Annotated in this window: 22 protein-coding genes; 8 read left to right on the forward strand and 14 right to left on the reverse strand. The window is 43.9% G+C overall.

Annotated elements, in window-relative coordinates:
• Window positions 1-113: 113 nt before the first annotated feature.
• The 5 genes from MKY24_RS26545 to MKY24_RS26565 form a co-directional block, all read right to left on the reverse strand.
• Window positions 114-485 (reverse strand): multidrug efflux SMR transporter, encoded by a 372-nt coding sequence (locus tag MKY24_RS26545; protein WP_071558016.1) that lies wholly within the window; start codon window positions 483-485, stop codon window positions 114-116.
• Window positions 485-1,036, reverse strand: a complete 552-nt coding sequence (locus MKY24_RS26550) for a TetR/AcrR family transcriptional regulator (RefSeq protein ID WP_023991063.1) — start codon at window positions 1,034-1,036, stop codon at window positions 485-487. The genes MKY24_RS26545 and MKY24_RS26550 overlap by 1 nt, the downstream gene beginning before the upstream one ends.
• A 240-nt stretch (window positions 1,037-1,276) precedes the next feature.
• Window positions 1,277-2,233, reverse strand: a complete 957-nt coding sequence (locus MKY24_RS26555; RefSeq protein ID WP_023991064.1) for an endo-1,4-beta-xylanase — start codon at window positions 2,231-2,233, stop codon at window positions 1,277-1,279.
• A gap of 323 nt (window positions 2,234-2,556) precedes the next feature.
• Window positions 2,557-3,495 (reverse strand): alpha/beta hydrolase, encoded by a 939-nt coding sequence (locus MKY24_RS26560; RefSeq protein WP_028540937.1) that lies wholly within the window; start codon window positions 3,493-3,495, stop codon window positions 2,557-2,559.
• Window positions 3,496-3,519: 24 nt separating this feature from the next.
• Window positions 3,520-4,581 carry an LLM class flavin-dependent oxidoreductase gene (locus MKY24_RS26565; protein ID WP_339201184.1) on the reverse strand — a complete coding sequence of 354 codons (1,062 nt, stop codon included), beginning with the start codon at window positions 4,579-4,581 and terminating at the stop codon, window positions 3,520-3,522.
• 318 nt (window positions 4,582-4,899) lie between these two features.
• Between MKY24_RS26565 and MKY24_RS26570 the strand changes: the two genes are divergently transcribed.
• The 3 genes from MKY24_RS26570 to MKY24_RS26580 all read left to right on the forward strand — a co-directional run bounded on the left by MKY24_RS26570 (window position 4,900) and on the right by MKY24_RS26580 (window position 8,002).
• The gene (locus MKY24_RS26570; RefSeq protein WP_028540939.1) at window positions 4,900-5,481 is read left to right on the forward strand and encodes a TetR/AcrR family transcriptional regulator; all 582 of its coding nucleotides are present in this window, start codon (window positions 4,900-4,902) and stop codon (window positions 5,479-5,481) included.
• A 226-nt stretch (window positions 5,482-5,707) separates the two neighbouring features.
• Window positions 5,708-6,154 carry a GNAT family N-acetyltransferase gene (locus MKY24_RS26575; RefSeq protein WP_076264598.1) on the forward strand — a complete coding sequence of 149 codons (447 nt, stop codon included), beginning with the start codon at window positions 5,708-5,710 and terminating at the stop codon, window positions 6,152-6,154.
• 402 nt (window positions 6,155-6,556) lie between these two features.
• Window positions 6,557-8,002: a DEAD/DEAH box helicase gene (locus MKY24_RS26580; RefSeq protein ID WP_339201185.1), complete on the forward strand. Its 1,446-nt coding sequence runs from the start codon at window positions 6,557-6,559 to the stop codon at window positions 8,000-8,002.
• A 63-nt stretch (window positions 8,003-8,065) separates the two neighbouring features.
• On the opposite strand, the gene MKY24_RS26585 is transcribed toward MKY24_RS26580, so the two are convergent.
• Window positions 8,066-8,578, reverse strand: coding sequence for a HEAT repeat domain-containing protein (locus tag MKY24_RS26585; protein ID WP_028540941.1), 513 nt, complete (start codon window positions 8,576-8,578; stop codon window positions 8,066-8,068).
• A gap of 254 nt (window positions 8,579-8,832) precedes the next feature.
• On the opposite strand from MKY24_RS26585, the gene MKY24_RS26590 reads away from it, so the two are divergent.
• Both MKY24_RS26590 and MKY24_RS26595 read left to right on the forward strand, forming a co-directional pair.
• Window positions 8,833-9,423 carry a sigma-70 family RNA polymerase sigma factor gene (locus tag MKY24_RS26590; protein WP_209940698.1) on the forward strand — a complete coding sequence of 197 codons (591 nt, stop codon included), beginning with the start codon at window positions 8,833-8,835 and terminating at the stop codon, window positions 9,421-9,423.
• On the forward strand, window positions 9,384-10,451 hold the full coding sequence (locus MKY24_RS26595; protein ID WP_023991072.1) for a DUF4367 domain-containing protein: 1,068 nt from the start codon (window positions 9,384-9,386) through the stop codon (window positions 10,449-10,451). The genes MKY24_RS26590 and MKY24_RS26595 overlap by 40 nt, the downstream gene beginning before the upstream one ends.
• Before the next feature lie 92 nt (window positions 10,452-10,543).
• Here MKY24_RS26595 and MKY24_RS26600 read toward each other — a convergent pair whose 3' ends face one another.
• Complete coding sequence (locus MKY24_RS26600; protein WP_023991073.1) at window positions 10,544-11,119, reverse strand: histidine phosphatase family protein; 576 nt, start codon at window positions 11,117-11,119, stop codon at window positions 10,544-10,546.
• 189 nt (window positions 11,120-11,308) lie between these two features.
• Here MKY24_RS26600 and MKY24_RS26605 point away from each other — a divergent pair, with 189 nt between their 5' ends.
• Window positions 11,309-12,493, forward strand: a complete 1,185-nt coding sequence (locus MKY24_RS26605) for a methyltransferase domain-containing protein (RefSeq protein WP_023991074.1) — start codon at window positions 11,309-11,311, stop codon at window positions 12,491-12,493.
• A gap of 1 nt (window position 12,494) precedes the next feature.
• Window positions 12,495-13,457, forward strand: a complete 963-nt coding sequence (gene nudK / locus MKY24_RS26610) for a GDP-mannose pyrophosphatase NudK (protein WP_076156729.1) — start codon at window positions 12,495-12,497, stop codon at window positions 13,455-13,457.
• 69 nt (window positions 13,458-13,526) lie between these two features.
• Here the strand turns inward: nudK and MKY24_RS26615 are convergent, their stop codons facing one another.
• Complete coding sequence (locus tag MKY24_RS26615) at window positions 13,527-14,450, reverse strand: AraC family transcriptional regulator (RefSeq protein ID WP_068939247.1); 924 nt, start codon at window positions 14,448-14,450, stop codon at window positions 13,527-13,529.
• Between the two features lie 185 nt (window positions 14,451-14,635).
• Here MKY24_RS26615 and MKY24_RS26620 point away from each other — a divergent pair, with 185 nt between their 5' ends.
• Window positions 14,636-15,382 carry an SDR family oxidoreductase gene (locus tag MKY24_RS26620; protein WP_053326473.1) on the forward strand — a complete coding sequence of 249 codons (747 nt, stop codon included), beginning with the start codon at window positions 14,636-14,638 and terminating at the stop codon, window positions 15,380-15,382.
• A 10-nt stretch (window positions 15,383-15,392) separates the two neighbouring features.
• Here MKY24_RS26620 and MKY24_RS26625 read toward each other — a convergent pair whose 3' ends face one another.
• The 6 genes from MKY24_RS26625 to MKY24_RS26650 form a co-directional block, all read right to left on the reverse strand.
• Entirely contained in the window at window positions 15,393-15,518 is a 126-nt protein-coding gene (locus MKY24_RS26625; RefSeq protein WP_280780765.1) for a hypothetical protein, read from the reverse strand.
• A 285-nt stretch (window positions 15,519-15,803) separates the two neighbouring features.
• Window positions 15,804-17,303, reverse strand: coding sequence for a malate:quinone oxidoreductase (locus tag MKY24_RS26630; RefSeq protein ID WP_028540946.1), 1,500 nt, complete (start codon window positions 17,301-17,303; stop codon window positions 15,804-15,806).
• Between the two features lie 416 nt (window positions 17,304-17,719).
• Window positions 17,720-18,001 carry a hypothetical protein gene (locus MKY24_RS26635; RefSeq protein WP_339201186.1) on the reverse strand — a complete coding sequence of 94 codons (282 nt, stop codon included), beginning with the start codon at window positions 17,999-18,001 and terminating at the stop codon, window positions 17,720-17,722.
• A gap of 190 nt (window positions 18,002-18,191) precedes the next feature.
• A complete protein-coding gene (gene araA, locus MKY24_RS26640) occupies window positions 18,192-19,616 on the reverse strand; it encodes an L-arabinose isomerase (RefSeq protein WP_339202418.1) in 1,425 nt (474 codons plus the stop codon).
• A 34-nt stretch (window positions 19,617-19,650) separates the two neighbouring features.
• A complete protein-coding gene (locus MKY24_RS26645; RefSeq protein ID WP_023991082.1) occupies window positions 19,651-20,346 on the reverse strand; it encodes an L-ribulose-5-phosphate 4-epimerase in 696 nt (231 codons plus the stop codon).
• Window position 20,347: 1 nt separating this feature from the next.
• Complete coding sequence (locus MKY24_RS26650; RefSeq protein ID WP_339201187.1) at window positions 20,348-21,961, reverse strand: FGGY-family carbohydrate kinase; 1,614 nt, start codon at window positions 21,959-21,961, stop codon at window positions 20,348-20,350.
• Window positions 21,962-22,119 lie beyond the last annotated feature (158 nt).

Raw genomic sequence — 22,119 nt, forward strand, 5'->3', positions numbered from 1 at the left:
AAATTTAAATGACTAAAAATTCATACCCTCACGCCGTGCGGCACAAGAACTTTCTCGACGAATGCCCTTATGCCTTCAAGCGTGTTTATATCCTCGGTCCGAAAATCTTTATCTCATTTTTGAACGATTGGACTAGTTGCTTCTGTTGTAGCTTTTGCCTCACCATGTCCTGCACCAAATAGGTTCAGTACCACCACGCCAATAACAATTAAAGCAATACCTGCGATACTTCCTGTATTGATTTTTTCTTTCCAAATCAATACTGAAATAAGCGTTGTAGCAACAGCCCCTACACCTGACCAGATGGCATAAGTCATATTTAAAGGAAGCGTCTTAAGGGATAGAGAGATAAAGAAGAAAGAGATCACAAACGCAACAATTGTGAATAGAGTCGGATACAATCTGGTAAAACCTTCTGAAGCTTTAAGCATTGAAGTTCCAATAAGTTCACCAACAATAGAGATTGCCAAGAAAAGATAAGCCATTATTCATTCTCCTTTATATATGTCTTCAATTCTTCCATCATTTTTTGCCTCATTTCCTCATTAGGAGGAGCAAGCCCAAACATTTCGGCAAACCACAAGCCGTCTATAGCTAATCGGACTATCGTGGAACGAACGGGATCCAATTCGTCGTTTTCAATTTTGTTTTGGATATTCTCATACTCGTCCTGAAGTAACTTTAGCATTTGAGGGTTCGTAAACTGTGCTGCTGAAAGAGCGGTATACAGGTCACTTGCATTCCGATCGCCAGAAAATGATGTATTCATATAAGCGCGAGTCCATCTTCCTTTGGAATGCATATCGTTTTCTGCTCTCTCATTAAATTCGGAGACAAAGCTGGTCGATAGTTGCTCAACCATTCCCAAAACCAATTCATCCTTATTCGGAAAATGGTAAAGCAATCCTCCTTTACTTATTCCCGCTTTCTTAGCCACCGCTTCTAACGTTAACTTCTCTACTCCTTCTTCGTGCACAATCATGGAGGCCGCTTTAAGAATTAATTCTCTTTTTAATGTTTTTTTAGTTGTATTCATATTGATCACCCCTCTTTACTATACCGTCCAGACGGTTTTATTTCAAGTGGGTTAAAGTTATGGATTGGGTATGTAAGCCTAATTGAGTTGGATTAGGTTTTGATACGTTAGGTTTAAGCTAAATAAAAAGAAGCCTTGGGCGTATAACATTTCAGCCAAGACTTCGTCAAATAAACATCTACCCAGCCCAGACATTTGGAAAAATTTCGCATCTGTTGGGTTTTAAGTGCCACCTATAGTTTAACTCTGCACATATTGTCTCAGCCATTGGAGCGCGGGGCGTTCCGTGCCGTTCGAGTTCAGCAGATGTGTATTCGATATCCAGGTTTGCCCCTGAATGTATCCCCAGAGCGTAACTCCCTTCACCGCGGAATGCTTCCATAATACCGGAAATTTCTCCTTGTATCTGGCAAGCTGGGTGTTGTCGTCGCCAGTTATATCCAGTTCCGACACATAGATTGGCAATCCTGTTGCCGCCAGTTTGTTCAGTACAGTGTTCATCGTGTTAACTGAAACAGTGTCCATGCTAAACTGGTGGCATTGAATACCAATTCCGTCAATCAGGCCTCTGCTCTTGAGCTGATTAATAATATTGACATATTGGTCGGTTAACGAGGGATCGTTGATAATTCCATATTCATTAATCATCAGCTTGGCATTCGGGAAAGCTTGTCTGGCCTGTTGGAATGACCATATGACCCAATCCCATCCGGTCGATCCGTCACCTCCTATGGCATTGCGGAAGGATGGCTTCTGATGCAGGGGCTCATTCACCACATCTACAAACTCCGCATTCGGATAGCGTTGACCTGCTGCTTTAATCCACTGGGTCACTTCCGCCTTCTGATCAGCAGCCGACAGTCCGCTAATCCAACCTGGCTCCTGAGCACCCCATACCAATGTATGGAACTTGAACGGGAAGCCATTGTTACGGGCATAATTGTAGGCGGTATCCGCCTGCGACCAGTTCATGTTGTTACGACTGCCTTCAACCGACCCCCATTTGGTCGAATTCTCTGGCGTCACCTGGTTCCAGTATGTTCCGAAACTTGCAGGGACACTTCCAGCAATGATATTCCCGAGGAATTTGCCACCGTTCGCCATACTGGCACTAGCCGGGTTTATCAGAACTGATGATAACAACACACCCGCCAACGCCAAGCTGCTTACCAACTTGCCCACTTTAAATTTCGACATACAATCTCCTCCTCATACGTATAGTTTTTTAATATCCTCGCCTCTAAATAAATCGCTTACATTTCCAATTATAAGAATGAAAGGTTATTATCCGCTACATGTAAAAGTAAAGATTTTACCCGAAAAACTTTACATCATTGCGGGGCGACTGAACACCTGATGCTCCTTTAACACATCGTTTCGGTTAAAATCTAGCCTCGTATCAAACGACAAAAAAGATTACTGCAAAAAGTGATATGCTCCCCTTACAGTAGCAAGTTTTATTATTTAACCTGTCTACTTTTTTGGAAGCATATCACTTTGGAGACTGCCCATTTAATAGTTTAAGAATTAAGGGCTCGTGCAATTGCATCTACATAACTTTGGCTAGCACGTTGGCTTACTTCTGCTTGCGGAACCATCCCCTCAAAGTTGTGGAATGTGCCGGGATACAGATGGAATTCAACGTCTACCCCAGCTTGGGCAAGGCGTGTCACATATTCAATCGTCTCATCTCGGAACAGATCGAGCTGGCCAATGCACGTATAGGTCGGCGGTAGCCCAGCCAAGCATTCCGCTCTCGACGGCACAGCGTATAGGGACACCTCGGTGTCTTCAGTACGATCCCCCAAGTACATGTTCCAAGCCGCCAAGTTGTTCTTCCGGTTCCATGGTGCGTTATCGGCCGTAATCTCATGACTTGACGCCGTAATACTACGGTCATCGATCATCGGATACAGCGGCATTTGGAAAATGAGGGCTGGCCCGCCTTTGTCACGGGCCATTAAAGCAAGTGCTGCGGTCAGACCGCCGCCCCCACTTGCTCCGGCAATTGCGACTCGATCTAAGTCGATGCCCAGCAGCTCAGCTTCATCGGTCATCCACGTCAAAGCGGCATAACAGTCATCGATGGCAGCTGGGTAGGGATGCTCGGGAGCAAGTCGGTAATCGACCGATACGACGACGCATTTGGCCGCCTGCACGAAGCGTTCGCACAAAGCATCGTCCATATCAGGATGCCCCATCACATAGCCTCCCCCGTGAATCCACAGCATGGCCGGAAGCCTAACGTCAGTTCGCTGGGCAGGTTCGTAGATTTTAACTAATATCTCGCCTGCTACGCTCGGAATCATCCGGCTTGTCGTGTGTACGTGCTTCGACTGCTCAATGGGAGGACTCGACAAATAGCTTCTACTCAGTTCTAAATTTTCTTCCAATTGAAATCCAGGAAATTGTGCAATTACCGACCTAAATTCTGGGTACAAACGATTTTCAAAATCCATGTGAATCACTCCTATGTTTGGTTTTTATAATCTTTTTTCCGTCTCCGCTTCCCACTGGGCTATTTCCTTCCGAACTCGGGGTGCTACCTCTGTTCCCATCAGTTCAATGGCTCTCATCACCTCGGCATGCGGCATTGTACTTAACGGAACATACAGCATAAAGCGTGTAACACCTACATGTTTGCGAAGGTGAATGATCTTCTGGGCAACAGTCTCAGGATCGCCAACATACAGCGCACCTTCAAAGCTGCGCGCGGCATCGTAGCTAGAACGATCATAATGCGCCCAGCCCCGCTCCCTGCCTAATCTATTCATACCTGCCATCGTAGAAGGGAAATATGTATCTGCAGCTCGTTCATTATTCTCTCCAACAAATCCTATCGAGTGCGATCCAACCTTAAGCTGCGATTCGTCATGACCAGCGTGCGCTGCTGCCTTCTTATAAAGCTGTACAAGCGGTGCAAAATTCATCGGATTTCCACCAATGATCGCCAACATCAAGGGCAGTCCTAACAGACCTGCACGGATAGCAGAATCCTGCCTGCCCCCGCTGCCAACCCATATCGGTAAAGGATTCTGAACCGGCCGTGGATACACACCCAAATTGTTAATCGCTGGCCGATGTCCGCCTTTCCAGGTTACTTTTTCGGACTCCCGTATTTTAAGGAGCAATTCCAAATGTTGTTCAAACAGCTCATCATAGTCTTCCAAGTCATAGCCAAACAGTGGAAAAGATTCAATAAAGGAACCTCGGCCCGCCATAATCTCCGCACGTCCATTCGAAATACCATCCAGCGTAGCAAAATCCTGAAAAACGCGAACGGGATCAGCTGAAGAAAGCACTGTGACTGCACTGGTCAGCCGAATCCGTTTCGTCTGCGCTGCAGCCGCTGACAGCACAATTGCTGGTGAAGATGCCGAATAATCCTTCCGATGATGCTCACCTACCCCAAACACATCAAGTCCCACTTGATCAGCAAGGATAATTTCCTCGACAACTTCGCGCAATCGCTGTGCGTGACTTATCACTTCACCTGTCTGAACGTCAGGCTTTGTTTCTACAAACGAAGTAATACCTATCTCCATGGTCCATCTCTCCTATTCTAATAGCTTTCTTTGTATGACAATCAAATACCGATAAAATATCATACCGATCGGTAATATATTTTTCCCAGTAAATATAACTCATTAAAAAGAATACTGTCAATAAATATAGTAAAAATACTTTGTTTTATCCTCATACTGATATCTCCTTGGTGCGATAAACCAATCTGCATTTGACAATATAACGGGCTAATTATAAGATAATAACATACTAATTGGTACGCAAATAAAAAACCCTGACAATTATAATCAGAGTTATTGAGTTAAGAATAAAATTACGAGCAATGAGAGGTATTGATTATGGGACGAATCCGCGAATTTGACGAAGATAAAGTATTAGATGCAGCAATGCAAATATTTTGGGAGAAGGGATATGAAGCTACCTCGCTGAGTGATTTAACTTCCAGAATGGAAATTCAACGACCTAGTATATACTCCACTTTTGGAGGCAAAAAAGAATTGTTCGAAGCTGCGCTGCGCAAATACATGATGTCCCGTGCTTCTCTGATCCGAGCCAAGCTTCAAAGCAAACCATCTGTAAAAGAAGCATTTCGAGCTTTTTTTGAAGGTGTGGTAGATGAGGAATATACAGAAAACCCTAGAAAAGGATGCTTTTGCATCAATACAATGGTTGAACTTGCACCTCATGATGAGAAATTTGAAATTCTTACAAGGGAACATCAAATGTACCTATCGGTTATATTTCAAGAAACCATTGAACGAGGTATACAATCAGGTGAGCTTGAGATCGGGCTCAATGCGAAGGCTGTATCACAGGCGCTAGTCGTATCGTTAATTGGACTGACCGTAATGATAAAATCTCGTCCAGAACGATCATTTATTAATAACACGATAGAGGTGACACTTACACTTCTTAAGTAATTCGGAGTAAATTCAATTTTAACGAATGGGTGTATTCTCGATGCACATGTCCCTCAGCGCAACAAAGACTGCCGGATACATTTCCTCGGCAGCCTTTGTTGCGCTCATATTACATACTTCTTCGCATTTGCATGAGTTCAAAAGATTCTTTCACTGATCTTAATTTTGCATATATATACTTTACGATGTATATTAATTCAAAACTAATGAAAAGGGAGTACATCTAATGTCATTTTTAATAAGAAACGCTAAGCCTGATGATTTAAACAATTTAACCGAGTTAATGTATGAATACATCGTTGGTTTTTATCAAAACCCTAGGCCACCTATCGAAAAAATTCATAATTTGATTCAAACCCTTTTTGAGCAGCAAAACGGTATACAATTTGTGGCGGAACAAAATGGAGAATTAATCGGCTTTGCTACATTATTCTTTACCTTTAGCACGATGAAAGCAGACAAAATCACCGTTATGAACGACCTATTTGTATTGGAACCATTTAGAGATACAGAAGTAGAATCACAGCTTTTTTTAGAATGTCAAAAGTACTCACAAAATTATGGATATGCTCATATGACCTGGATAACTTCTACTGAGAATAAACGCGCTCAAATTTTCTTTAAAGAAATGGATGCTGTCCAAGGGAGAGATTGGGTTCACTTTTCATCGTAACAATACTTTTGATACGGTTTTCCGCGCTAACGGCAGTTCAAAGGGCACCTAATTGGTGCCCTTTATGCGTAACACATGTTTTCACGCATGCGGATATGGAAATGCCGATACAATTGAAGATAAGTAATTCTCCATGAAATTGTTCAACGTAGATCCATATGGGGTAAAGTTTGTTGGTCGTTAAATTGCGAAATAGCTCAGTCGACCAACACATCAGATACCATACACGAGAAAATGGACGAGCCCTTCGTTAAACGCTCCAAGGATACGATTAGACAAACAGTAACATGGATATGTATTAGAGTAAGCCTGGATATAGAGTATACTAGATGAGTATAAGTTCGATACACGATGACATTATATATGTATTGGTATTCAAATACAGCGCAGAAGAGGTTGAAAATGAGTCAGAAGCATTTTACAGATTACGCATTAAGTGAAGAAATTGTAAGAGCGCTCAATAGCTTGGGCTATGAGACGCCAACAGAGATTCAAACGGAAGTTATTCCTGTTGCGCTTGAGAAGAAGGATCTTGTCGCCAAATCGCAAACAGGTAGCGGCAAAACAGCAGCATATGGTATTCCAATTTGTGAGCTAGTAGATTGGAATGAGAATAAGCCCCAAGCTTTAATCCTGACGCCAACCCGTGAACTCGCGTTACAGGTCACCGAAGACATCACGAATATTGGACGCTTTAAGCGGATAAAAGCAACACCCCTTTATGGAAAACATCCTTTTCATATCCAAAAAGCTGAGTTAAAACAAAGAACGCATGTGGCTGTAGGTACGCCAGGACGTGTACTGGACCATATCGAACGAGGCACGCTATCGTTAGATCGGATTGCCTACCTCGTGATTGATGAAGCTGACGAGATGCTGAATATGGGCTTTATCGAGCAAGTCCAGTCGATTATTCAAGCGCTGCCTAGTGACCGGGTTACCATGTTATTCTCCGCTACCTTCCCTGAGGATGTAGCCACACTGTCACGTAAATATATGAAAGATCCTGTTAGAATTGAGATTAAAGCAACTGGTATAACGACCGCCACAATTGATCACTCTCTTATTCAGGTGAAGGAGTCAGACAAGCTGACACTACTGCAAGATCTGCTCATTGTTGAGAATCCTGACAGCTGCATTATTTTCTGTCGTACGCAGGAGAATGTAGATACATTATTCAGAGCATTGGCTGATCTCGAATATCCATGTGATCGCATTCATGGTGGCATGGAGCAAGACGAGCGATTTGAGGTAATGAATGCATTCAGAAGGGGTCAATTCCGTTACTTGATTGCGACAGATGTTGCCGCCAGAGGGATTGATATCACGAATATCACCCATGTCATTAACTACGATATTCCCCTTGAGAAGGAAAGCTATGTTCACCGTACAGGACGTACGGGACGTGCTGGCAAAACGGGGAAAGCCATTTCCCTCATCACTCCTAAGGATGGCAGAAGATTAGCTGATATTGAAGCATATATTGGATTCGCGATTCCGCAGGTAAAGGCCCCCTCAGAAGAGGCTGTTGATCTCCGTAGAGAAGATTTTGAGCAGAAACTGCATGTAAAAACCGCACTCAAAAAAGATAAGCGCGAGCAACTAAACCAACAGATTATGAAGCTGAATTTTAACGGCGGTAAGAAGAAAAAACTTAGAGCTGTCGACTTCGTGGGGACCATCGCTAAGCTTGACGGAGTCACCGCAGATGATATCGGGATCATTACGATTCTGGATTATGCGACAGATGTTGAGATTCTGAATGGTAAAGGTCCACTGGTGCTTGAGATTATGAAGAATACGACCGTAAAGGGTAAGCTGTTAAAGGTACGCAAAGGGAATAAGTAGAAGATACGCTGCATAAAAGAGAGTGAGGCAATCCCGCCCAGCATAGCCGATGGTTATCGTTAGCTATACGGGCGGGATTGCCGAGTTTATCTCTTGATCATTTAATTCATCTTTCCATTTTTTCTGCAATGCAATTAATGCCCTTCTTCTGACATATTCGTGCTCATCATTCGAGAGCTTAGACAAAAGACTATTTACTTCATCCCTCATTCCTTTTACTTCACCTAATCCATAGGCTATTTGCCATCTGGCTTCGTAATCAGAGTATGTAATTGCACTGTAGGCTAAAGACAAAAATATTTTGGGTTGTACAATTAACAACTGCAATACATTCTCAACTTCATTATCCCTTGCCAGTGTATATAAGATCAGTTCATAAACTTCTGTCTGCCATTCAGCTAATGAAGTATGTTCTAACACTTCCTCAACAGCATTATAAAGCTTATCCCAATAAAGATAATTCGTTTCCCATTCTCCATGTTTTTCAGCTATGCTAGCTCCCCATTGTTTGAATGTTATGACTTGCTCTTGAAGAGTGCGGAATAAAGCATTTTCTCTATTATCATAAAACCCCATTTCCCATCTCCTTTTTTCTTTACAATCTATTTCCACTTTTTTGATAGGTATATTTTATCATTCTATTTATTTCCACAATAAAAATTCAAGCTCTATGAAATCAACAACGTTGGTGATAATTGTTCTGCTTTATCGTATTCTCTTAGAGAGTTGATTACTACTTAAAAAAATTTTAGAAAAGGTGTCCCTTTCGGTCCTCTTCATTTGTTATACAGACATAGTTTTCTTTTTAATCAGAGGGGGTGCCTAAATCTTTGAATGAGGAAATCGAATATAGAATTAAACGGGTCCAAGCTGGCGAGATCCATGATTACGCCTACATTGTAAAGGAGTATCAGCGTCAGATTTTTGTGTACTGCTGGCGACTACTAGGCAGTGAGCAGGAAGCAGAAGAGGCTGTACAGGATATTTTCGTTAGTGCTTTCGAGAAAATCAGTATGTACAAGCCCACAGTGGGCTTCTCCTCCTGGCTGTATAAAATGGCTTATCATCACTGCCTGAACCTGATTCGCAGGAAGAAATTACAGCGCAAATTTAAAATGACCCTGTTCACCTCAACTAACATGACTTCAGACAGTGCTGCGCAGGTTATGGAACGTCAGCTTTTCAGTGAACCGCTGAGCCGGGCATTGGACCAACTGAATGCAGAGGAGCGAAACCTGTTGGTGCTGCGCATCTTTGAAGAAAAATCGTTTGGAGAAATCGGGGAAATTATGAACAAAAGCGAGGAAGCGATCAAGAAAAAATACGGCAGAACAAAAACAAAGCTCAAAAAAATGATGGAGCCCATAGAGGAGGACCCAAAATGCGTGAATTACAAGACAGAACTCAGGAACAAGGCCTGAAATACACCGATCTAAAAGACAGAGGCTTAAAAAACATGGACATGCTGACAGAACCAGAGAGTGTCCTAAAAATCCAAGCTTTTGACGTCTCTGATAAAGTGATGGAACAGGTCTACCAAAAGGCGAAATCCAAAAAGGGACTCATTGTAAAAATGCGTCTTCAGCCGCGCATCACCGCTCCTATCATGATCTTGCTTTTTGTATTGAGCGCCTCTGTGACTGGATACGCCGCTTCGCAATATCTGGAATTCCGTAACAGTAAAGGCGATGTCGTATTAAATACCGCCAAAACACCAGCCGAAACGGACGCTTCCAAAACGTATACAACCACCTACACACAGTGGAACGAAGAGGTGACAGACCGTCTACAGCCTGGAGAGTATGCCGCCTATTACGTTAAGGACGATTCTATGAATCAACAAAATTCGTCTAATCCCGTCCTGTTTGCCTACAAACCGACTGAACTTTCTAGCTTCAGCAGTCTGCAGGATGAAATCAAGCGGACAGAAGCTCCGCTGTTGCATAGTCCCACTCATCTGCCGAATGGCTACCGGTTTGATTTCGGATACGTCTACCCAGTCGCTGCATATCCTGGGATGATGAACAAAGAGGAATATCGGGCTTTAACGGATAAACTGACGCAACAGGCTAAAGCTGCACCGAAAGGTGAAAATCTGTTTATTCAAAAGCTGAGCTGGGACAAGTCAGACTTCACCCTCGCCCGGTATGCGAGAGGAAATGACTATGTAAATATCGCCGTCACCAAATACGCTCCCGAAGTCACAAAGACGACCGTGATGCAAAATGAACAGGATTCGGCTGAGGAACTGATGATTAAAGGAACCAAGGCCTATTACATCAGAGCAAGCGAAACAAGCAAGCCCTTGGAGGTAGGAAAAAATCGACTGGGATGGCTCGATGAAAAAAGACGGTTACACTACAACATATCTGATAACCAGGACAGCCCGCTGAGCAAAGAAGACCTGGTAAAAATAGCTGAAGATTTGCTTAACGGTTCACCGCAATAGCTATAAAAGAAAAATTTTGAAGAGAGACCATCCCTTTTTTAAGGGTGGTCTCTCTTTGAAGAATAGTCCTTATACCTTTTCCTCACAAACTATTACGGCATGTTCCACAATCTTTTTACCTCAACTAATTCCTGATCATTGAATTCCATTCTGTATACGTCTGGTTTGGATGTGTGTAGTAAAAAATTCAAATCATACTGCTTGTCATAATACTCCATCATTAAAGTCATTACAGCTCCATGAGTGCCTAATGCGACTTTCTGTCCTCGGTAGATTTTTAGCAATTCCTTTAAGACTGTTATACTTCGGTTCTGACAAACTGCATTAGACTCTCCTCCCGTTAAAGCAAAGTTGGGATCAGAAAATGACTTATCTAACAAAGGGAATAATTCATCATCGGGGATTCGGTTATCTTCACTAGAAAAAATTCTTTCTTTAAGATCCTCGAATATTAAAACTTCTTGTCCTGAGCATTGAGCTAATTCTTGAATGGTTAGGATTGCCCGTTGATATGGACTTGAAACGAAAACCTCGATCCCCTCTCCTCTCAATAATTCAGTTATTTGAAAAGCATCTGACTTGCCTTTATCAGTCAAACCTCTTGTTCTTTCATTTCCTTCCGTCTTCGGTGATTCGCCATGTCTCACCATGTAAATGAAAGTTTTCATAGTAGCCTCCATGAAGAGCTGATGAATTTTTATTACATGATATTCGTGACTAACTACCAAGTTACCTTTTGCTAGGGTGGTTTTCTCTTGTTTCTTATTGCATAAATTTTTCTTGAAGGTGACGTTACGTCATTTGCTATACTGACTGAGAACGACATGCTAGAGCAATCAATTGGATGTGAGCAATGGATGGACAAAGAGAACTATCTGACGACAGGACAGCTTGCCAAACGTACAGGGATAACGGTCAGGACATTGCGATATTACGACCAAATTGGACTTCTGAGTCCAGGAGGTCATCGCACTGGATCCATAAGACTGTACAACATGAAAGATATGGAAAGACTACAGCGAATTCAGATGTTGAAGTATCTAGGGTTATCGCTTCAAACAATAATGGACATTTTAGATGCAGAGTCGCCATCCAACGGAGAGATCAGACACTCGTTGCAAGCACAACTCGATGTTTTACAAAAGAAAATTGCTCATACAGAGCACGTAGTACATGCAATACGAGATGCTATGGAAATGTCGGCTTATGGCTCCGATTGGAACCATTTGGCGGATGTTATTCAAACCGTGCAGAGTGAGCAAAATTGGGGGGAGCAATATCGGACGGCGAACCGCCTGCAAACGCGGATACATCTTTACGACAAGTACAGTACAAATCCCCAAGGCTGGCATCGTTGGATCTTTGAACAACTGGAGGTGCAACCGGGAGCCCACATTCTCGAGTTGGGCTGCGGCGACGGGACCTTTTGGATAAGAAACGCCGAACGAATTCCAAGCAGCTGGCGTATCACGCTTACCGATATGTCAAGCGGGATGGTGGAAGAAGCACGTTGTCGCTTGGGAAGCAACAATCCGCAGTTTAAGTTTTTATCTGTTGACGCGCAACAGATCCCATTCCATGAAGAGCAATTCGATATGGTTATCGCTAACAACATGCTGTACCACGTGCCGGACATCCCTAGAGCAATCCGCGAGATGCACCGTATCTTAAAGCAAGGAGGTATAGTATGCACCTCTACAATGAGCACTCAACACCTACAAGAGGTCGAACATTTGGCGGTTTCGTTCGATCCTGAGCTTCATGTGTTGGATCATGCTATTAAACGGTTCCACCTGGATAACGGAGGGGACTTGCTGTCTTCTTGCTTTTCCGATCTTCGGTTGCTTCGATACGAGGACTGTTTGTTGGTCGACGAAGCGGAACCCCTGATCGAATATATAATCTCGACTCCGATGAACGCAAGAGAGCGACTTGTCGGAGCGGCTATTGACAAGTTTCGAGACCACGTCAATCGGCTTCTGCAGCAGAACGGAACTCTCGAAATGACTAAAGAGAACGGAATCTTTCTAGGGAGGAAATGAGATGAAGTCACAACAGTATCACCCAAGAGTACGGATTGTAAAAGAGGAGCTTCTATCGGATAACTGGTACATCTTAAATAAGGTCACATTCGAGTTCGAAAAAAATAATGGACAATGGGAGACACAATCCCGTGAAGTGTACGATCGCGGCAACGGCGCAACGATCCTGCTCTATAATCAGCACAAACAAACCGTTGTACTGACCAGACAGTTCCGGATGCCTACTTATCGGAACGGCAATGAAACTGGGATGCTTATCGAAACCTGTGCAGGACTACTCGATAAAGAAACACCGGAAGAAGGTATTCTTCGGGAGACGGAGGAGGAGACGGGATACCGTATCGACCGTGTGCAGAAAGTTGGCGAGGCCTATATGTCACCGGGCTCCGTTACCGAAATCCTGCACTTCTATGTAGCCGAGTATAGTGAAGATATGACAACGGGTGGCGGTGGTGGCCTTGAGGAGGAGCAGGAAAACATTGAAGTGATGGAACTCCCGTTTGCTCAAGTGCTAAACATGGTCGAAAGCGGTGAGATTCGTGACGCCAAGACGATAATGCTGCTCCAATACGCTCAGATCCAAGGTCTCTTGAAAGTGAAATCGAAACCGCTTCATATCCTTATCGCAGGCCCGTATCGATCTGGAACGAATGATGATCATGTATTAATTGAGAAGAACGTCAACTACATGAATGAAATTGCTCTTCAAGTTTACGAGGCTGGTCATATGCCGGTGCTGGGGGAGTGGTATGCTTTGCCCCTTATCGCGACAGCTGGTTCCACTGCTTTAGGAGACGAGACTTTTAACAGAATCTTTCATCCGTCTTCCATTCGCCTGCTTGATTGCTGTAACGCCGTGCTTCGAGTTGGAGGACCTTCTCAGGGTGCCGATGAAATGGTAAGGGTGGCGAAAGAGAAAGGATTGTTGATTTACGAACGGCTCGACGAACTTCCGTTGGTGTGATATATCCTCTTTGACCAGACCAAAGACAACTTGCTCTGGGCCTCCTCCACGGATCACCCGAAGAATCTCTCAATCAACTGAGACACTAAGGGAATTGCGCAAATGTTTAACATCACTCATCGGTGGACGCCCAAACATGCGTCCATATTCCCGGCTGAACTGCGAAGGGCTCTCATAGCCAACGCGAAAGCCTGCATTGGCGGCCTCCACTCCCTCCGAGAGCAGCAAGCGGCGTGCAGTCTGCAGTCGAATGGCCTTCTGATACTGCAGAGGACTTATAGCCGTTACCTTTTTAAAATGCTTGTGTAAGGAAGAAGGGCTCATATTTACTTCCTTCGCCAATTCTTCAATCACAAGAGGCTTAGAGTAATCGCGGGTTATCAGATGGATCGCTTTGGAGATGCTATGTGCATAGCTACCAACTACGGCAAATTGCCTGATTAAAGCCCCCTGCTCACCTTGTAATACACGATAAAGGATCTCGTGCGTGATAAGCGGCGCAAGAAACTGAATATCCGCAGGCGTATCCGAAAGTCTGACAAGCCGAAGCAGCGCATCAAGCAGCAGAGGGTCAAATTGGCTCACCAGTATGCCGCGTCCAGTCTTTACGTTACATTGAGGAGGACTCTTCTTGATAATATCCAAAATGACGTCTGGACTAATGGATAATTGAAGACTTAGATAAGGGAGCTCCGACGAGGCCTGAGTTATTTTACCAGTTACGGGAAGCTGAACTGATGTGACCATGTAAGTTGTTGGATCGTACACATAGTTTTCTCCAGCCAGCATTGCTGTCTTTGAGCCTTGTGCAACCACGTACAGGGAGGGCATATGGACCGTATGATTTAGCTCCGACACATCGCTTGCACGTCTGAAATAAAGTCCTGGCACAGACGAGACAAACGTACCATCCGAAGACGCATGTTGATGAATTAAATGAATCAGTTCTTGTAGATTCGTAGAAATATCAGAGGGGGGAGGAGACGAAATCATTCATGCTTCACCGTCCTTTCCGTTGAACGCTAATATTGATGTGCTAATTATATGCACGCCGAATAGGATTAGGCAAGAATTGGACTTGATCGGTCTACCTGTCTCAATCGAATTCTACTTAAAATTTACTTGCAAGGCCAACAAAGGGCCTAAGGCAAATAGATTAGAGGAAGAGGGATTGGGCTATGCATTTGGAAGGAAGAATAGAGAACAAAGTCGTCGTGATTACAGGTGCAAGCAGCGGAATTGGAGAAGCAACAGCACTGTTGCTTGCCGAGCGTGGGGCAAAAGTCGTGCTTGGAGCGCGCGGAGCGGATCGCCTTGAAGCGCTGGCGACACGCATTTCAAATGGAGGTGGCGAAGCTGTTTATGCACGCACTGACGTGAGACGGCGCGAGGATCTGTGCAACCTCGTTAATTTGGCTTGCGAACGGTACGGGAAGCTGGATGTTCTCGTCAGCAACGCTGGCGTTATGCCCATTTCCCCTCTCGAAGATCTGTGTGTCGAGGACTGGGAGGACATGATTGACGTCAACATTAAAGGCGTTTTGTACGGTATAGCCGCAGCGTTGCCTATCTTTCATAAGCAGGGTTCCGGACACTTCGTGAACATCGCTTCTGTAGCAGGACATAAGACTGTGCCGAACCAGTCGGTCTACTCCGGTACGAAGTTCGCTGTGCGCGCCATCTCAGAAGGGTTGCGCCAGGAGGCTGGTGACAAGCTGCGCGTGACCATCATTTCGCCTGGTATTGTGCAGACGAATTTCACGGAGGGTATGACCAATCCCGCATTGAGAGATCAACTCGCTGCCATCCGGGATAAACTAGCCATGACACCGGACGCGGTAGCCCGCGCAATTGGATTCGCAATTGAACAACCGGCCGATATTGATGTGAACGAAATCGTAATCCGTCCAACCGCACAAATGTAATATAAATGCTTTACCCTGGAAGCTGATCATCCATGTAATAGAATCTGCCCGTTGGACCATCCTCCGGCAGGGTCGCCAGTCGGACCGCCATTTTCGCTACATCCTCCACCGACAGCTCTGTCTTTTCTCCGCCCATCTGCGTTTTAACCAAGCCGGGGTAGCAATCCGCTGCACCAGTTTATTGGACAACTGGAACTGAATAGAGCCTATAGCGGTCTACATAATTACTGTGATCACTGTAGCAGACACCGAAAATGCAGAAGGATTGCAAAATTTTGTATTGTTAAGCAAGCATTTTAGCGGTGGGAATTCCTTCCCACCGCTTGGTGTTGTTATTTATTCAACTTTAAAATATATCGTAAGATTACTGCACATTTTATTAAAGAGTAGTGGGATGATCCAGTTACCAGCCATGCAAAAATTAACGATGAAGCGGTTCTTTTTCGCCCAGTCCCAGCACCTCCGTTGTGGAATCGTAAATTTCTTGGTAAAGCTCTGGGTTTTCCGCTAGTGACACCCCATAAGAAGGAATCATCTCTTTTATTTTTGGTTCCCACTCTTCCATATGTTGTGGGAAGCATTTTTCCAATACTTCCAGCATAACGTGAACAGCAGTAGAAGCACCCGGAGAAGCGCCGAGCAGTGCAGCTACCGAACCATCAGCGGCACTAACCACCTCCGTACCAAATTGAAGTGTTCCTTTACCGCCCTCCGTATCTTTGATCACCTGCACACGTTGACCCGCTACCACAATCCCCCAGTCCTCGATTTTGGCGTTCGGAATAAACTCGCGTAATTCTTCCAGACGCTTTTCATTCGATAACATTACTTGCTGGATCAGATATTTGGTCAATGCCATCTCTTTTGCGCCTGCGGCCAACATCGTGATGAGATTATTGGGTTTTACAGAACCGATCAAATCCAAATTTGAGCCCGTTTTCAAGAACTTCGGTGAGAAGCCAGCAAACGGCCCAAATAGCAGTGCTTTTTGGTTACCGATGTATCTTGTATCCAGATGCGGAACAGACATGGGAGGAGCACCAACCTTAGCTTTACCGTATACTTTTGCATGATGCTGGGCGACAATCTTAGGATTGTTACATACCATAAATAGTCCACTTACCGGGAATCCCCCGATATATTTGGACTCAGGAATACCAGTTCGTTGTAGCAAAGGTAGACTGCCACCCCCACCACCGATAAAGACAAATTTGGCATTATGGTATTCGATTTTACCGTTGTCCAGATTATGGACTTTGACTTTCCACGAGCCGTCGCTCGCACGTTTAATATCCTTAACACTATGTTTGTAATTGATCTCGACGTTTTTACTTTTTAAATGCTCAAACAACATGCGTGTTAAAGCACCAAAGTTGACATCTGTTCCAGAGTCGATTTTGGTTGCCGCGATTGGTTCATTCAATGTACGGCCTTCCATAATCAACGGAATCCATTCCTTCAGCTTTTCAGGGTCGTCGGAAAATTCCATGCCTTGAAACAGAGAAATAGTTGAAAGCGCTTTAAACCTTTTTTTCAAAAAAGATACATTTTTCTCTCCTGTTACCAAACTCATATGAGGTATTGGTTTGATAAAGTCCTGTGGATTACGAATCAAATTGCTGTTTACAAGAAAAGACCAAAACTGTCTTGAAAGCTGAAACTGCTCATTAATGTCTACAGCTTTACGAATATCTATAGATCCATCAGCTTTCTCGGATGTATAGTTCAGTTCGCACAGTGCAGCATGGCCTGTACCTGCATTATTCCATTCGTTAGAGCTTTCTTCTCCCGCGTTTGCGAGTTTCTCAAACACTTGAATTTCCCACTCCGGTGCTAACTCTTTCAGCAATGATCCCAGAGTCGCGCTCATGACTCCGGCACCAATTAAGATAATGTCTGTTTTTTTCTGAATGCTATTCATAAAAACCTTCCTTATCTCTTATATTTGCAAAAAAGAGCAGGCCCTCCTGCTTAGATGATACAAGAAGCAAGGCTCCACTCAGGAACATATCTTTTCTGTCTCTATTATAACTAAAATATAATCTTTTAAAAATTATATTGTCTATTATCTGATAATTATAAATCATTTCTGCTAAAAAGTGAGAATTTTCTTTGCAGAAATAATAAGAATTGATCTCAACACGCTGTATTATTTGAGCTTCACTTACTAGCAGTAATAACAGACACCAAAAAAGCGTTTAGAAGCAAATGATGTAGAGTACAGATTTCCAATGATCGAATCAACAGTCCATGTATATGAATAATTCGGTAAAATATGTCTTTACGGGATAGGCCCTTTCTAATTGCACTAACGTTTTCTGGAATGAGCTTCACGGTTTATAAATACTTCATCATAATATTCAAAACGGTCTGTTGTTGATTCTCCCAAACATAATCGGAGTTATCCATAATAAATGATTGAAAAGGGAGTTGCTCAATGATTTGCAATTCTAGCTCACGTCGATGTTCAAGGAACTGAATATATCCTTCGTACCCGTGCAAACCCTTCCTCTTTCCATAATCTTGATCCGTATGGTACCAAATCGCGAAATCTAACCATTCTTGAGATCTCATTGTTTTAACTCGCTCAATCGTCTCACGCACATTCGGTTGCTTCAAATAGAACAAAATTGGACATAGTATCACATCCTTATGAATTAAATGATTACCTTAAGGAGAAACCAATTATCCCGTTATATCGCCAGATAGCTTAGGAACCTTCCCATATCTATACATTCTTAGAAAACTAATAAAAAGCACTGGGTCCTGAGGACTGACCCAATGCTTTTAGTAGATGGCTATCTTCTAGTTACTTAATAATCACGTATTCCAGGCTAACCAGTTTTGCATAAGTAACAATTTGGTCTGTGGTTAGATTCAAGGAAACCACGGTATGGTGACCACCGCCGTTCTCAATCCATGCTTTAACCCCATCTTGGAAGTTTGGCTTCACGTTCCACAGTACACGGGCCACTGGAAGATTTGGAGCAGGAACTGTCGGTTCAAATGCAGTAACCTCATTGATCAGCAGTTTATAATGCGTGCCAAAGTCAGCCATGGAAACAACTACACCGTCTCCTGCCTTGCCGTCAAACACCAGACGGGCTGGATCTTCACGATCGCCGATACCTAACGGTGAAACGATGATTTTAGGCTTGTTGCTTGCCAACGTTGGGTCAACTTCAAGCATATGGGATTGAAGGATCGATTCCTGACCAGCCGCCAATTCATAGGTGTAGTCTTCCATAAAGCCAGTGGATTGGTTATGGCTCATTACTTTAAGCAGGCGATCGAGCGCTGCCGTCTTCCAGTCCCCTTCACCGGCGAAGCCGTATCCTTGTGCCATCAAACGTTGAACGGCAAGACCAGGAAGCTGTTTCATACCATAGAGGTCTTCGAAGTTCGTAGTGAAGGCAGTATAGCCACCATTATCCAGGAACCGTTTAAGGGCAATTTCATAGCTTGCTTGCACTCTTACGCTGGCTTCCCAAGCTTCCTTGCTGTAAGTACCATAATCAAATTCATAGAGTTCGGAGTATTCTGCAAACAAAGCATCAATCTCTTCTTCTTTCACAGCATTGACGTACTGAACAAGGTCGCCAATTCCGAAGTAGTCAACGGTCCATCCAAATTGAATTTGAGCTTCGACCTTATCGCCTTCCGTAACGCCAACGTTACGCATGTTGTCGCCAAAGCGGGCAACTTTGATATTGAAGCTTTCGTTATAAGCAACCGCTACATCCATCCACTCTGCGATTTGCTTCTGCACTTCCGCACGTTCCCAGTACCCTACGACCACTTTATTCTGTTTCTTCAGACGGGCATTGATGAATCCATATTCACGGTCACCATGAGCTGCCTGATTGAGGTTCATGAAGTCCATGTCAATCGTAGCCCAAGGAATACTTTCATTGAACTGTGTAGCAAGATGAAGCAGCGGCTTTTGCAGCAATTTAGTACCACGAATCCACATTTTTGCAGGTGAGAAGGTATGCATCCACGTGATGACACCGGCAACCTCGTCGCGATAGTTGACTTCTTTCATAAGGCTAGTAATTTTGTCTGCACTAACCGCCAGATCCTGCAATACAAGCGGATAAGGCAGAACGCCACTCTTATTTAAGGCATCGGTCATTTCTTGTGCGTGTGCTTTGACTTCTGCTAATGCTTCTTCTCCATACAGATGTTGTGAACCTACGACAAACCAGAACTGTTTTGTACCTACTGTTGACATCATTCATCCTCTTTTCATAATTTTTTAGTTTATATTACTTTTGCCCGTAGTACGCGTCTTTCCCATGTTTGCGTAAATAGTGTTTATCTAGAATGCGTTGCGGCAATTCTTCAGCAAAATGATTCAATTCTCGTGCGAATAAATTCATTTTCGAAACTTCTTCCAACACGACGCTATTCATGACTGCCGATTTTGCATCTTTCCCCCAAGTGAAGGGAGCATGACCCTTAAGCAGAACACCCGGCACTGCTAAAATATCCAGCCCGCGCTGCTCAAAAGTTTCGATGATGACACGGCCAGTTTCCGCTTCGTAACCACGATCAATCTCCTCTTGTGTCAAGAAACGGGCACAAGGAACAGAACCATAGAAGGTGTCTGCGTGAGTAGTCCCCATTACAGGTACATCCAGGCCTGCTTGAGCCCAAATCGTTGCCCAAGTCGAATGCGTGTGTACAATACCGCCGATCTCTGCATAATGCTTATAAAGTACGGCGTGAGTCGGTGTATCTGATGAAGGTCTCATTTCTCCTTCAACAACATTGCCATCAAAATCAACAACCACCATATCGCTAGGTTTCATCGTGTCATAACTAACACCACTAGGTTTGATAACGAATAAGCCGCTCTCACGATCAACAGCGCTTACGTTACCCCAGGTGTATTTCACGAGTCCATGTTTAGGCAAATCCAGATTGGCTTGATATACTTCTTCTTTCAGTTGCTCTAACACATCAATCCCTCCAGTTTTCCACTAGATTATCTACAGCAGCCTGTTCAATCGCTAGACCTTGTGTATAGCGTTCCATGAATGCTTCGAATCCCTTAACGTCGGAACTGTCAGGAGAAATTTCTTGCCCCTCAGCATCTCTAAATACTTTTTGGTCGAGGAAGTCTTCCAGACTTTCTTGTTGAGCCTTGTTCATCATGTAAGAAGCCAGAATAGCAATACCCCACGCCCCGCCTTCTCCAGCTGTTGACATCACTGATACCGGGACATTCATGGCAGCCGCAACGATTTTTTGTCCGACGATAGGGGTTTTAAATAAACCACCGTGAGCCAGTATGCTATCAATTGCGACATTTTCTTTCTTTGTCAAAATATCCATTCCGATTTTCAAAGCAGCAAACGCAGTGAAAAGATGAGTCCGCATGAAATTGGGCAAATTGAAACGGCTCTCAGGGGAGCGGACAAACAATGGCCGGCCTTTCTCTATTCCGGTGATATTCTCTCCTGACAAATATCCGTAGCTAAGTAAGCCGCCGCCATCTGGATCTGCTTCCAAAGCCTTGTTCAGCAACACACTGAATAATTGGTTTGGATCGGCCTTTTGCCCCATTGCCTCATAGAACTCACGGAACAATCCCAGCCAAGCATTGAGATCACTTGAACAGTTGTTGGCATGAACCATTCCGACCGGATTACCATTCGGTGTAGTCACCAGATCAATTTCCGGATATACCGCTGAAAGATCCTTCTCTAATACAAGCATGGCAAAAACCGAGGTTCCCACAGAGACGTTGCCAGTCCGTTTCCTCACACTATTCGTAGCGACCATCCCTGTTCCCGCATCACCTTCTGGAGGACAAAGCGGAATACCTGGTTGTAAATCTTCGGATTTATCTAAGATTTTGGCTCCCGCGGCGGTTAGTACACCTGCCTGCTCGCCTGAAATATAAACTTTAGGGAGAATTCCTTCTAACTTCCAATCGTAACCTTTGGCTGCAATGAGTTCATCGAACTGCTTAACCATCGATTCGTTATAATCATGTGTAGTCTCATCAATTGGGAAGATACCCGAAGCATCTCCGATGCCAATGGACTTATTGCCAGTCAGCAGCCAGTGAATATATCCAGCTAACGTCGTCATAAAATCAATCTGAGGGACATGTTGCTCTTCGTTCAATATAGCTTGATACAGGTGAGCAATACTCCATCGCTCAGGGATGTTGAATTGGAATTTATCAGTTAACACTTTTGCCGCAACACCGGTTGTCGCATTCCGCCAAGTTCGGAACGGAACAAGCAACTCACCTTTGCTGTCAAAAGCCATATATCCGTGCATCATTGCAGAGAATCCTATAGAACCAACGGTACCAAGAGTGATTCCATATTTTCGCTCAACCTCTTGCTTCATTTCACTATAAGCCTCTTGCAGACCCGTAATAATACTCTCTAAGTTGTACGTCCAATATCCGTCTACCAAGAGATTTTCCCACTCATAGCTTCCAGATGCGATTGTTTCAAAATGATGATCAATCAGCACTGCCTTGATACGTGTGGATCCAAATTCGATACCAAGTGAGGTTTCTCCCTTAGTAATCGCTTGTTTAATGTCTTGATCCATGCTCACGTGACTCCTCTCTCTGAACAACTGTTATAATCGCAATAATTGAAAGAAGGCGCTTTCTTTAATTTACAACCTTAGTATATTTTTTGTTCGTACATTTGTCAACACGAATACATAGTTATACCTACAAATATTCTTACGAATTGAATGTTTCT

The sequence above is a fragment of the Paenibacillus sp. FSL P2-0322 genome (assembly GCF_037975315.1).
Taxonomy (GTDB): domain Bacteria; phylum Bacillota; class Bacilli; order Paenibacillales; family Paenibacillaceae; genus Paenibacillus; species Paenibacillus polymyxa_B.